The 13,497-nt window shown below is 66.4% G+C and carries 7 protein-coding genes and 3 rRNA genes; 5 read left to right on the top strand and 5 right to left on the bottom strand.

The features are described from left to right. Nucleotides 1-8: 8 nt before the first annotated feature. Nucleotides 9-1,829, top strand: a complete 1,821-nt coding sequence (locus tag O7604_RS10500) for a VanW family protein (RefSeq protein WP_281579943.1) — start codon at nt 9-11, stop codon at nt 1,827-1,829. A gap of 58 nt (nt 1,830-1,887) precedes the next feature. Here O7604_RS10500 and O7604_RS10495 read toward each other — a convergent pair whose 3' ends face one another. From O7604_RS10495 to O7604_RS10475, 5 genes are all read right to left on the bottom strand, one after another. Beyond that, complete coding sequence (locus O7604_RS10495) at nt 1,888-2,514, bottom strand: NAD(P)-binding domain-containing protein (RefSeq protein ID WP_281579516.1); 627 nt, start codon at nt 2,512-2,514, stop codon at nt 1,888-1,890. A gap of 210 nt (nt 2,515-2,724) precedes the next feature. Then, nucleotides 2,725-2,841, bottom strand: a 5S ribosomal RNA gene (rrf, locus tag O7604_RS10490). 75 nt (nt 2,842-2,916) lie between these two features. Beyond that, nucleotides 2,917-6,026, bottom strand: a 23S ribosomal RNA gene (locus tag O7604_RS10485). Nucleotides 6,027-6,402: 376 nt separating this feature from the next. Further along, nucleotides 6,403-7,917: ribosomal RNA gene (locus tag O7604_RS10480) — 16S ribosomal RNA — on the bottom strand. The 16S, 23S and 5S rRNA genes sit together here, the layout of an rRNA operon. Nucleotides 7,918-8,618: 701 nt before the next feature. Further along, entirely contained in the window at nt 8,619-8,894 is a 276-nt protein-coding gene (locus tag O7604_RS10475) for a hypothetical protein (RefSeq protein ID WP_269703537.1), read from the bottom strand. A gap of 122 nt (nt 8,895-9,016) precedes the next feature. Between O7604_RS10475 and O7604_RS10470 the strand changes: the two genes are divergently transcribed. The 4 genes from O7604_RS10470 to O7604_RS10455 all read left to right on the top strand — a co-directional run bounded on the left by O7604_RS10470 (nt 9,017) and on the right by O7604_RS10455 (nt 13,374). Further along, on the top strand, nt 9,017-9,463 hold the full coding sequence (locus tag O7604_RS10470) for a PRC-barrel domain-containing protein (RefSeq protein ID WP_281579515.1): 447 nt from the start codon (nt 9,017-9,019) through the stop codon (nt 9,461-9,463). Between the two features lie 270 nt (nt 9,464-9,733). Beyond that, entirely contained in the window at nt 9,734-10,792 is a 1,059-nt protein-coding gene (gene trpS, locus O7604_RS10465) for a tryptophan--tRNA ligase (RefSeq protein WP_269703535.1), read from the top strand. Nucleotides 10,793-11,063: 271 nt separating this feature from the next. Next, nucleotides 11,064-12,782: an arginine--tRNA ligase gene (gene argS / locus O7604_RS10460; RefSeq protein WP_281579514.1), complete on the top strand. Its 1,719-nt coding sequence runs from the start codon at nt 11,064-11,066 to the stop codon at nt 12,780-12,782. Between the two features lie 70 nt (nt 12,783-12,852). Continuing rightward, complete coding sequence (locus O7604_RS10455; RefSeq protein WP_281579513.1) at nt 12,853-13,374, top strand: alpha/beta hydrolase; 522 nt, start codon at nt 12,853-12,855, stop codon at nt 13,372-13,374. Nucleotides 13,375-13,497: the final 123 nt, after the last annotated feature.

Genomic DNA, 13,497 nt, shown 5'->3' with positions numbered 1-13,497 from the left:
CAGTGACGATGTACGGCGAGAAGATGCCGGCTGCCGACGACCGTCCCACCATCAAGGTGGCGGCGGTGAGCTGGCCCGGCGTCGAGATGGAGCCGGTCGCCACACCGCCCGGAGGCGACGCGCCCGAGCCGAGCCGCTCGCGGCGGGCCCGGCTGCTGCTGGCCGGGGGGATCGTCGCGGCCGTGCTCGCCGGTGGTATCGGCCTGGGCGCCTACGCGTACGCCGGTGACGTACCCCGTGGCACCACGGTGCTCGGCACCGAGCTGGGCGGGCGGAGCCGCGCGGAGGCGGCCCAGGCGCTCCGCGCCGAGCTGGAACGCCGGGCCGACACGCTGAACGCCCCGCTCGCGGTCGCCGTCGGCGAGAACAAGGCCGAGCTGAAGCCGTCCGAGGTGGGGCTCGCCATCGATGTGGAAGCGACGGTGGCGGCTGCGGCCGAGGCCGACGCGCACGCGGTGAGCCGGCTCGTCGGCTCCCGTACGGTCGAGCCGGTGGTCACCGTCGACCAGGCCAAGCTGGGGGCGGCCCTGCGCAAGGTGATGGGCGCGCAGGGACGCGAGATGACCATGCCGGCGATCGTCTGGACCGGCACCACACCGAAGCCGGTCTACCCGAAGCCGGCGCTGACGATCGACACGGACGGCGCCACCGCCGTGGTGAAGGCCGGCTGGCTGGCGGCCGAGCCGGTCACCGTGCCGCTCGTCGAGAAGTGGCCGGCCACCACCCGCGAGGAGGTGGACCGCCTCGTCTCCGAGCTGGCCCGGCCCGCGGTGGCCGCACCGGTCACGCTCACCACCGACGGCGGCTCGGTCACCATCCCGCCCGCCGCCATCGCCCGGTCGCTGCGCTTCTCCGCCGACGACGCGGGCACGCTCACTCCGAAGGTCGACGTCAAGCGGCTGCGTACCGCGCTCGGTGACCGGCTCACGAAGCTCGAGGTCGAGCCGCGGGACGCCGGGCTGACCATCAGCGGCGGCAAGCCGAAGGTGGTGCCCAGCAAGCCCGGGCGCCAGGTCGACGCCGCCGCGCTCGGCCCGGCGCTGCTCGCGGTGCTGCCGAAGACCGAGGGCCGTACGGTGACCGCCGCGCTGAAGCCGGCCGCCCCCGAGCTGACCGAGGCGGAGCTGGCGAAGCTCGGCATCAAGGAGCGGGTGTCGAGCTTCACCACCCACTTCACCGGCGGCCTCTCGTCGCCGCGCAGCCAGAACATCGTCCGCGCCGCGAAGGACGTGGACGGCGCACTGGTGAAGCCGGGCGAGACGTTCTCGCTCAACGGGCACACCGGCGAACGCGGCTACGACCAGGGATACAAGGACGCGCCGACGATCGTCGGCGGCAAGCTGGTGCCGGGCGTCGGCGGTGGCGTCTCCCAGTTCACCACCACGCTGTTCAACGCGACCTACTACGCCGGGCTGGAGGACGTCGAGCACAAGCCGCACTCGTTCTACTTCAGCCGCTACCCGGCGGTGATCGAGTCGACCATCTACTGGCCGCAGCTCGACTTCAAGTTCCGCAACAACACGCCCTACGGCGTACTGATCGACACGTCGTACACCTCCAGCTCGATCACCGTGTCGATCTGGAGCACCAAGCTCTACGACAGCGTGAAGACCGAGTACGGCCCTCGCCGCAACATCACCCAGCCGAAGACGGTCTACCTGACGCCCGGCCCGACCTGCATCGCCGCAGCCGGCAGCATCGGGTTCGCCCAGGACGCGTACCGGGTCATCAAGAAGGACGGCAAGGTGGTCAAGCGGGAGAAGTTCAGCTGGCGCTACGACGCCGAGCCGCGCTTCATCTGCGCCCCGAAGCCGGGCGGCGACGACTGATCCACGAAACGCCGAAAGGCCCCGCCGGACGCGTCCGGCGGAGCCTTTCTCCTGCTTCTCACGGCCGCGCCGCAGCCAGTCCTTCGCGTACGCCGTCGGCGTCCCGGTCGGTGCCGTAGACGGGCGTGTCCGGCTGCTGCCGCCAGCTCTCGTCCAGGGTGCCTGCGTCGACCGGGTCGAAGCCCAGGTCGTCCACCAGGCCCATGACGATCCGCTTGGCGTCGGCGTCGTCACCGGCCACCGGCAGTGCGATCCGGCCGGCCGTACCCGCCGGCTTGCCCTCGTCCATCAGGTGCGCGGCCTGGACGTTGTTGAAGACCTTCACCACGCGCGCGCCCTTGAGGTGATCGGCGGTCCAGCGGCTGGAGCTGAGGCTGCGGTCAAGCAGCTCGGCGATGTCGCCGTCCCGCTGGGGGTAGTAGTTGTTGGCGTCCACCACGAGCTTGCCGTCGAACAGCGGCGCCGGCAGCTGCGGCACCGCCTTCAGCGGGATCGCGACGACCACCAGCTCGGCGCCCCGCACGGCCTCCTCCACCGACACCGCCCGGGCGCCGGTCTCGGCGGCGAGGTCGGACAGGCTCTCCGGCCCGCGGGAGTTGGCCACCGCGACGTCGTGACCGAGTGAACGCAGACGACGGGTGAGCGTGCCCCCGATGTGCCCTGATCCGATGATTCCGATCTCCATGCCCACTCCTGTACCCCGTGTGGTCGGCCCCGATCGTGGAACCGGCGTACGGCACGTCACGTTTTCGCGCCACCGAGGCCGGCGGGCGCGCGTGTGTCGACGGGTCCCGGCTCGACGGTACGAGACCGAGGCGGCCCGTCGTGGCAATTCCGGTGGGAAACGCAATTCAGGGCCACCCCCGTTTGGGGGTGGCCCTGAATTTGAAAGATTGTCCGGCGGTGTCCTACTCTCCCACACCCTCCCGAGTGCAGTACCATCGGCGCTGGAGGGCTTAGCTTCCGGGTTCGGAATGTTACCGGGCGTTTCCCCTCCGCCATGACCGCCGTAACTCTATGAACATGTCAACCAACCCTGGTGGGTGGTGGTTTGTTCAGAGTTGCACAGTGGACGCGTAGCAGCTTGGTAGTCAAGTCCTCGGCCTATTAGTACCGGTCAACTGAACCCGTTACCGGGCTTACATTTCCGGCCTATCAACCCAGTCGTCTAGCTGGGGGCCTTACCCCACAATGTGGGTGGGATACCTCATCTTGAAGCGAGCTTCCCGCTTAGATGCTTTCAGCGGTTATCCCTTCCGAACGTAGCTAACCAGCCGTGCCCCTGGCGGGACAACTGGCACACCAGAGGTTCGTCCGTCCCGGTCCTCTCGTACTAGGGACAGCCCTTCTCAAGTATCCTACGCGCACGGCGGATAGGGACCGAACTGTCTCACGACGTTCTAAACCCAGCTCGCGTACCGCTTTAATGGGCGAACAGCCCAACCCTTGGGACCTGCTACAGCCCCAGGATGCGACGAGCCGACATCGAGGTGCCAAACCATCCCGTCGATATGGACTCTTGGGGAAGATCAGCCTGTTATCCCCGGGGTACCTTTTATCCGTTGAGCGACACCGCTTCCACATGCCAGTGCCGGATCACTAGTCCCGACTTTCGTCCCTGCTCGACCTGTCAGTCTCACAGTCAAGCTCCCTTGTGCACTTGCACTCAACACCTGATTGCCAACCAGGCTGAGGGAACCTTTGGGCGCCTCCGTTACCCTTTAGGAGGCAACCGCCCCAGTTAAACTACCCACCAGACACTGTCCCTGAACCGGATAACGGTCCGAAGTTAGATACCCAAATCAACCAGAGTGGTATTTCAAGATTGCCTCCACCCATACTGGCGTATGGACTTCACCGGCTCCCACCTATCCTACACAAGCTAATTCAGATACCAATGTCAAGCTATAGTAAAGGTCCCGGGGTCTTTCCGTCCTGCCGCGCGTAACGAGCATCTTTACTCGTAATGCAATTTCGCCGGGCCTGTGGTTGAGACAGTGGGGAAGTCGTTACGCCATTCGTGCAGGTCGGAACTTACCCGACAAGGAATTTCGCTACCTTAGGATGGTTATAGTTACCACCGCCGTTTACTGGCGCTTAAGTTCTCCGCTTCGCCCCGAAGAGCTAACAGGTCCCCTTAACGTTCCAGCACCGGGCAGGCGTCAGTCCATATACATCGAATTACTTCTTCGCATGGACCTGTGTTTTTAGTAAACAGTCGCTTCCCCCTGCTCTCTGCGGCCATACAACGCTCCACCCGCGCGGGGCTTCACGTCTCCGGCCCCCCTTCTCCCTAAGTTACGGGGGCAATTTGCCGAGTTCCTTAACCACAGTTCGCCCGATCGCCTCGGTATTCTCTACCTGACCACCTGTGTCGGTTTGGGGTACGGGCCGCTAAGAACTCGCTAGAGGCTTTTCTCGGCAGCATAGGATCACTGACTTCACCTGAATCGGCTCGGCATCACGTCTCAGCCCTGATGGTGTGCGGATTTGCCTACACACCGGCCTACACGCTTACCCCGGCACAACCACCGGCCGGGCTCAGCTACCTTCCTGCGTCACCCCATCGCTTGACTACTACCCGCCAGGTTCCCACGCTCCCCACCATTGGTCCGAAGACCACCGGCGGTTCGGGTGGTTAGCACAACGAGGTTCGTCAGGGTCGCTCTTTCGCGGGTACGGGAATATCAACCCGTTGTCCATCGACTACGCCTCTCGGCCTCGCCTTAGGTCCCGACTCACCCAGGGCGGATTAGCCTGGCCCTGGAACCCTTGGTCATCCGGCGGAAGGGTTTCTCACCCTTCTTTCGCTACTCATGCCTGCATTCTCACTCGTGCCGCGTCCACAACTGGGTCACCCCGCTGCTTCACCCCCGGCACGACGCTCCCCTACCCATCCACACACCTGCATACCCCATCAAGGAGGCACGAAGTTGAAATGTGAATGCCACAGCTTCGGCGGTGTGCTTGAGCCCCGCTACATTGTCGGCGCGGAACCACTTGACCAGTGAGCTATTACGCACTCTTTAAAGGGTGGCTGCTTCTAAGCCAACCTCCTGGTTGTCTATGCGACCCCACATCCTTTTCCACTTAGCACACGCTTAGGGGCCTTAGCTGGTGATCTGGGCTGTTTCCCTCTCGACTACGAAGCTTATCCCCCGCAGTCTCACTGCCGCGCTCTCACTTACCGGCATTCGGAGTTTGGCTGATTTCGGTAAGCTTGTGGGCCCCCTAGACCATCCAGTGCTCTACCTCCGGCAAGAAACACGCGACGCTGCACCTAAATGCATTTCGGGGAGAACCAGCTATCACGGAGTTTGATTGGCCTTTCACCCCTAACCACAGGTCATCCCCCAACTTTTCAACGTTGGTGGGTTCGGCCCTCCACGCGGTCTTACCCGCGCTTCAGCCTGCCCATGGCTAGATCACTCCGCTTCGGGTCTAGAGCATGCGACTAAAAACGCCCTATTCAGACTCGCTTTCGCTACGGCTCCCCCACACGGGTTAACCTCGCCACATGCCACTAACTCGCAGGCTCATTCTTCAAAAGGCACGCCGTCACCCCGCAAGGCTCCGACGGATTGTAGGCGAACGGTTTCAGGTACTATTTCACTCCCCTCCCGGGGTACTTTTCACCATTCCCTCACGGTACTCGTCCGCTATCGGTCACCAGGAAGTATTTAGGCTTACCAGGTGGTCCTGGCAGATTCACGGCAGATTTCAGGAGTCCGCCGCTACTCGGGAACACCCACAGAAGACCAGCAACTTTCACCTACCGGACTATCACCGTCTACGGTCAGCCATTCCAGACTGTTCGACTAGCCACTGGCTTTGTAACTTCTCCAACAGATGTCAGTCTGTTGAGCAGGGTCCCACAACCCCGACCACGCAACCCCTGACAGGTATCACACGCCGCCGGTTTAGCCTCAATCCGCTTTCGCTCGCCACTACTCACGGAATCACTAATTTGTTTTCTCTTCCTACGGGTACTGAGATGTTTCACTTCCCCGCGTTCCCCCCACACACCCTATGTGTTCAGGTGCGGGTGACATCACATGACTGATGCCGGGTTTCCCCATTCGGACACCCTGGGATCACAGCTTGGTTGACAGCTCCCCCAGGCCTATCGCGGCCTCCCACGTCCTTCATCGGCTCCTGGTGCCAAGGCATCCACCGTTCGCCCTTGACAACTTGACCACAAAGATGCTCGCGTCCACTGTGCAATTCTCAACAAACAACCAACCCACAACCCACAGCCCCACACCTACAACCACCACATGGTTACGGTTTGCGAGACCAGGCCGCGCCTGGCGCCATCCCGAGGCATCACCTCGGACTTCGGCTCTGAAAGACAACCGCTCGGGTTGTTCTTTCAGGACCCAACAGGGTGCTTACATCCGCCACCAGCCGCACCAGAACCCCGTTCCCACCGCTCCGAGGAGCAGCTGTACTAGGAAAATTTCTGGCCGTTGCCGGCAGCAGACTTGCCAGTGTCTCCGCCATCTGAGCACCCCGACCCGACATCCGCGGGCCGCGGGCTCCATGCCACCTTTCGGTGGATGGTGCTCCTTAGAAAGGAGGTGATCCAGCCGCACCTTCCGGTACGGCTACCTTGTTACGACTTCGTCCCAATCGCCAGCCCCACCTTCGACGGCTCCCTCCACAAGGGTTGGGCCACCGGCTTCGGGTGTTGCCGACTTTCGTGACGTGACGGGCGGTGTGTACAAGGCCCGGGAACGTATTCACCGCAGCGTTGCTGATCTGCGATTACTAGCGACTCCGACTTCACGGGGTCGAGTTGCAGACCCCGATCCGAACTGAGACCGGCTTTTTGGGATTCGCTCCACCTCACGGTATCGCAGCCCATTGTACCGGCCATTGTAGCATGCGTGAAGCCCTGGACATAAGGGGCATGATGACTTGACGTCATCCCCACCTTCCTCCGAGTTGACCCCGGCAGTCTTCGATGAGTCCCCGCCATAACGCGCTGGCAACATCGAACGAGGGTTGCGCTCGTTGCGGGACTTAACCCAACATCTCACGACACGAGCTGACGACAGCCATGCACCACCTGTGACCGCCCCCGAAGGACCTGCCATCTCTGACAGTTTTGCGGCCATGTCAAACCCAGGTAAGGTTCTTCGCGTTGCATCGAATTAATCCGCATGCTCCGCCGCTTGTGCGGGCCCCCGTCAATTCCTTTGAGTTTTAGCCTTGCGGCCGTACTCCCCAGGCGGGGCGCTTAATGCGTTAGCTGCGGCACAGGGAACCGGAGAGGCCCCCCACACCTAGCGCCCAACGTTTACAGCGTGGACTACCAGGGTATCTAATCCTGTTCGCTCCCCACGCTTTCGCTCCTCAGCGTCAGTATCGGCCCAGAGACCCGCCTTCGCCACCGGTGTTCCTCCTGATATCTGCGCATTTCACCGCTACACCAGGAATTCCAGTCTCCCCTACCGAACTCTAGCCTGCCCGTATCGACTGCAGGCCCGCAGTTGAGCTGCGGGTTTTCACAGTCGACGCGACAAGCCGCCTACGAGCTCTTTACGCCCAATAAATCCGGACAACGCTCGCGCCCTACGTCTTACCGCGGCTGCTGGCACGTAGTTGGCCGGCGCTTCTTCTGCAGGTACCGTCACTTACGCTTCGTCCCTGCTGAAAGAGGTTTACAACCCGAAGGCCGTCATCCCTCACGCGGCGTCGCTGCATCAGGCTTCCGCCCATTGTGCAATATTCCCCACTGCTGCCTCCCGTAGGAGTCTGGGCCGTGTCTCAGTCCCAGTGTGGCCGGTCGCCCTCTCAGGCCGGCTACCCGTCGTCGCCTTGGTAGGCCATCACCCCACCAACAAGCTGATAGGCCGCGAGCCCATCCCAAGCCGAAAAACTTTCCACCACCAACCATGCGATCGGAGGTCATATTCGGTATTAGCCCCGGTTTCCCGGGGTTATCCCAAAGCCTGGGGCAGGTTGCTCACGTGTTACTCACCCGTTCGCCGCTCGAGTACCCCGAAGGGCCTTTCCGCTCGACTTGCATGTGTTAAGCACGCCGCCAGCGTTCGTCCTGAGCCAGGATCAAACTCTCCAACAAAAACTCTGTCGGACACAATGTCCTGGCAACAAAAGTGTTGCCAAAGGAATCCCAACCAAATCAGACAACAGCCTGACCAGTCCGGGGTATAAAACAATTGGCACTGGCTTTACAAGCACCCTGTTGAGTTCTCAAAGAACAACCACACACCAACCAGAAGCACCGCACCAGCGGAACCCCGACCGGGGTATTTCGTTCGTTCACCCGGCGCGCTCGCGCCGGGCACTTTTACTACGTTACCTCACCGTCTCTGCCGTGTCAAACCGTGTGTCCCGGTCTGTCATGCTTCGTACGGGTCGGCGCCGCTGAGCACGCGCAGCAGTCACCCGCTGCGATGATCATCGGATTTGGCAGGCCGGCCGCTGCGGTTTCCCGCGAGCTCGTCCGTTTCCCTGCCGGTCGACAACCTTACCCGGTCGGTTCCGCTCCGCCAAATCCGCCCTGCGGCGTTTCGGCGGGCCTCGCCCGGGCCGCGCCCTCGCAAGGCGTTAAGCCTCGGTCGAGCCCGGCACCAGCCTGGTTCGACGCTCCCGGGCTTTCGTCCCGTTTGCCCCGTTCCGCGCTGGCAGAGAGAAAGTTACGCGTCTGCGGGTTTGAACGTCAAATCCAGGGGTAGCGGCGCGCGTCACACCCGTGCGCCGCACTCACGATCAAGGAGTTCGCGTCCTGATCCGCGGTCCCGGCGGACACAAACTCCTTGATCATCGGGGCTGGCCCGAGAGCGAGGAGGGGGACGGGCGGCGAGAGGCCCGGTAGGCGCGAACGCCCAGGACTCCCACCGTCGTGCCGATCGCCAGGGAGGCGCCGATGAGCAGGGCGTGCACCCACAGGAAGCTCGTCGGGCTGCCTTCGCCCACGACCCCGGCCGACCAGGCGCGCTCGTCGTTCCAGATGGCGACGGCGAACCTCGGCCAGATCGCCCACGTCCAGACACCGACGGCGACCAGGAACAGCGACCAACCCCGTGACAGGACCATGGTCGGCCAGTATGCCAGCGGGGCCGTACGCCCAGGTCGGGCCGGCGGGCGACGCGGCGCGCGTTTCCGTTTCCGCCCCCGGGGCACTGTTCTGTCGAGCCGATTCGACGGAGGTGCCACCGATGCAGCCGTTCAACCCGTGGACCTGGCGGGATCCGTCCGCCCTGGCCGGTGGGTACGACCAGACCCGGCCGGGAGACGTGCCGCAGCAGCGCGACGCCTCAAACGCCGACGATCGGCTGGACGCCCCCGGTCCGGGTACGCCGATCGACCTGACCGGCTACCGGGTGGAGGCGACTGACGGCCGGATCGGCTCCATCGACGAGGCTAGCGACGACGCCGACGCGCGGTACCTGGTGGTGGACACCGGCCCGTGGATCTTCGGCAAGAAGGTGCTGCTGCCGGCCGGGACGGTGGCCCAGGTCGACCACCTGGAGCGCGTGGTGCACGTGGACCGCACCCGGGAGCAGGTGAAGGAGTCGCCCGCGTTCGACAGCGACCACTTCGCGCACCCGGAGTACCGGGAGCGGGTCGGCAGCTACTACACCGAAAGCTATCGACAGCAGTAAGCGCGGCAGGAGGCAGCGGCGCCGGCCGGTGAGCGGCTACCGTGTCAGGCATGGTCCGGCCGCGCAGCTGCCTCCCGGAGACCCGTGACGGTCTCCGGGGCCACGCTGTGGACGGCCGGGAGCAGATCCTCGACGTACTCCGTGCCGGCGGACTTCGGTTCCGCGCCGGCGGGCGATGGCGGCGCTCGTTCTGACGAGCCCGCTTTACCGACCCGGGTGACACCCGGGTCGCGTCTCCCCGCCATCGAACGGCACGAAAGGCGTACGACCATGTCCTCTGCACGCATGCTCACCGGCGACCGCCCGACCGGGCGGCTGCACCTCGGCCACTACGTGGGCAGCATCGCCAACCGGGTACGGCTGCACCAGCGCTACGAGAGCTTCTTCATCATCGCCGACCTGCACATGCTCACCACCCGCAACAGCCGCGCGGACATCGAGCAGGTGGCGCACAACGCCCGCGAGATGGTCACCGACATCCTGGCCGCCGGGGTGGAGCCGGAGCGGGCCACGTTCTATCTCCAGTCGGCGATCCCCGAGGTCGGCGACCTGAACACGCTGTTCCAGAACCTGATCACGGTGCCCCGGCTGGAACGGGTGCCGTCGCTGAAGGAGATGACCCGCGACGCCGGCAAGGACGAGATGCCGTACGGCCTGCTCGGCTACCCGGTCCTCCAGGCCGCCGACATCCTCTGCGTGAAGGGGCAGGTGGTGCCGGTCGGGAAGGACAACGCGGCGCACGTCGAGGTGACCCGGGAGATCGCCCGGCGGTTCAACCACCTCTACGGCGAGGTCTTCCCGGTGCCCGACATGCTGATGTCGGAGACACCGACGCTGGTCGGCACCGACGGAGCCGGGAAGATGAGCAAGAGCAAGGGGAACGCGATCGCGCTCTCCGACGACGCGGCGACGGTGCGTCGCAAGGTGATGGGGATGTACACCGACCCGAACCGGGTCCGCGCCGACGTGCCCGGCACGGTCGAGGGGAATCCGGTCTTCGAGTACCACGACGTCTTCAACCCGGACCGGGCACAGGTGGCGGAGTTCAAGGACCGCTACCGGGCGGGCCGGGTCGGTGACGTCGAGGTCAAGGAGGCGCTGGTGACGGCGCTCAACCGGTTCCTGGACCCGGTCCGGGAGCGCCGGGCCCGCTTCGAGGCGCAGCCCGGCCTGGTCGACGAGCTGATCGTCACCGGCACCGAGCGGACCCGCGTCGAGGTGCGTCGCACGCTCGTCGAGGTGCGCCGGGCGATGGGTTTGAGCAGCGCGTACACCCAGGTGCGGCGCCGGGCCGAGCGCTACCGCAAGGCCGTCGCCACCTCGGCCTGACGCCGAGCCGGTCCGGGGTACGCGCTTGCGCCGGCCCCGGACCGGCCGGTTACGCTGACGGCATGGCCAGCTCGCACGCGTACCCGATGACGTCCTCCGACGTCCGGCTCGGCGCGCTGCGACGCCGGCGGTCCCGCGACCGCCTGCGCTGAGCCTTCCCCTCCTGCGACCGGCGGATCGAGCCGCCGGTCGTCATCGATCGTCCTCGCTCCGCCGTCGCGTTCCCGTCAGGTGATCCGCGCGGCGGATCCACAGCGAGATCGGCGTACTCATGGATCTTGAAAGGTTGCTTGCCGACCGGCTGGCGCCCGCGTTCGCGGCGGTGGCCGGCATGCCGGTGGACCCGGCCGTGCGGCGCTCGCAGCACGCGGACTTCCAGTCGGACGCGGCGCTGGGGCTGGCCCGGCGGCTCGGCCGTCCGCCGCGGGAGATCGCCGCGGAGGTACGGGAGCGCGCGTCGCTGGCCGACGTCTGCTCGGCGGTCGAGGTGTCCGGTCCGGGTTTCCTGAACCTCACGGTGGCCGGCCACGCGCTCGGCGGGCTGGTGTCCGCGCTGGCCGCCGACCCGCGGCTCGGCGTGCCGCCGGTGGCCGAGCCGGAGACGGTGGTGGTCGACTACTCGGCGCCGAACGTGGCGAAGGAGATGCACGTCGGGCACCTGCGGTCGACGGTGATCGGGGACGCGGCGGCGCGGACGCTGGAGTGGCTCGGGCACCGGGTGCTGCGCGCCAACCACCTCGGCGACTGGGGCACACCGTTCGGCATGCTGATCGAGCACCTGCTCGACCTGGGCGAGGCCGGGGCGGCGCAGGAGCTGTCGATGGGTGACCTGGACGGGTTCTACAAGGCGGCGCGGGCGAAGTTCGACGACGACCCGGCGTTCCAGGAACGGTCGCGGCGGCGGGTGGTGGCGTTGCAGGGCGGCGACCCGGCGACACTGCGGCTGTGGCGGCTGCTGGTGACGCAGTCGGAGAGCTACTTCCTGACCGTGTACGACCTGCTCGACGTGACGCTGACCGGCGAGGACTTCCGGGGCGAGAGCAGCTACCACGACCAGCTCGCGCCGACCGTCGACGAGCTGGACCGGCTCAGGCTGCTGCGGCGCAGCGACGGCGCGGACTGCGTGTTCCCGCCCGGTTCGGTGGGCCGTGACGGCGAGCCGTTGCCGCTGATCGTGCGCAAGTCCGACGGCGGGTACGGCTACCCGGCCACCGATCTGGCCGCGCTGCGGCACCGGACCGGCGCGCTCGGCGCCACCCGGCTGCTCTACGTGGTGGGGCTGCCGCAGCGGCGGCACTTCGAGATGGTGTTCGCGGTCGGCGCGCAGGCCGGCTGGCTGGCCGCGCCGGTGCGGGCCGAGCACGTCGGGTTCGGTTCGATCCTCGGTCCGGACGGGCGGATGCTGCGCAGCCGGGCCGGCGGGTCGGTGAAGCTGGTCGGGCTGCTCACCGAGGCGGTCCAGCGGGCCACCGCGCTGGCCCGGGAACGGAATCCGGAGCTGGGCGAGGCGGAGGCCGCCGCTGTGGGGCGCGCGGTGGGCATCGGCGCGATCAAGTACGCCGACCTGTCCGGCGACCGGCACAAGGACTACGTGCTGGACTGGGAGCGGATGCTGTCGCTGGACGGGAACACCGCGCCGTACCTCCAGTACGCGTACTCCCGGGTCCGGTCGATCTTCCGGCGGGCCGGCGCGGCGGCGCGGCCGGACGCGGACGTCTCGCTCGCCGAGCCGGCCGAGCGGGCGCTCGCCATCGAGCTGGTCGGCTTCGCCGCGGTGGTCGGGGAGGTGGCGGGCACCCTGGAGTTCCACCGGCTGACCGCCTACCTGCACCGGCTGGCGGTCGCGTTCAGCGCGTTCTACGAGCGGTGCCCGGTGCTGCGGGCGGAGGGACCGCTGCGGGAGAGCCGGCTCGTGCTGTGCGGGCTGACCGGGCGGGTGCTGCGGCAGGGCCTGGACCTGCTCGGCATCCGTACCCCGGAACGGCTCTGAGGCCGAGGGGTCACCGGAAAACCGTGCAGCGGCTAGCGTGACGCATCGACCGAACGAGAGGGAGGCGGCCATGGCGGATCGACGCGCGGTACTCGCTCCGGGACGGGGCTACGACACCCGGGGGCCGCTTTTCGTCTACATCGGCGAGGCGTTGCGCCGGCTCGGTTTCGAGGTGCACGAGGTGACCTGGCGGTCGCTGGGCGACCTGCGTCCCGGCAACGCGCCGGAGTGGGTCGCCGAGCAGCTGGACCCGGTCCTCGACGCCGGGGTTGACCTGCTCGTGGGCAAGTCGCTCGGCAGTTTCGCCGCGCCGCTCGCCGCCGACCGGGGCATCCCGGCGGTCTGGCTGACGCCGCTGCTGACCGACCCCGCGGTACGGGAGCCGCTGGGCCGGGCCACCGCGCCGTTCCTGCTGGCCGGCGGCACCGCCGACCAGGTCTGGGACGGTGCGGTGGCGCGCCGGCTCACCCCGTACGTGGTGGAGGTCGCCGACGCCGACCACTCGATGATGGTGCCCGGACCGTTGGCGGCCTCGGCCGAGGCGCTGGGGCGGGTCTGCACGGCGGTGGAGGAGTTCGTCGCCGGCCACTGACGGGTCAGCGGCGGCCCCGCCGCGCCCACACCACCGCCACCCCCGCCGCGACGAGCGGCAGGAGACAGCAGAGCATCAGGACGGACAGGTGCCACGGCTTGATCGCTCCCATGCCGCGAACGA

It is taken from the genome of Micromonospora sp. WMMA1947, from assembly GCF_027497355.1.
Classification (GTDB): domain Bacteria; phylum Actinomycetota; class Actinomycetes; order Mycobacteriales; family Micromonosporaceae; genus Micromonospora.
The sequence above is the reverse complement of the archived record's forward strand: the minus strand, read 5'-3'. Positions and strand labels throughout refer to the sequence as shown.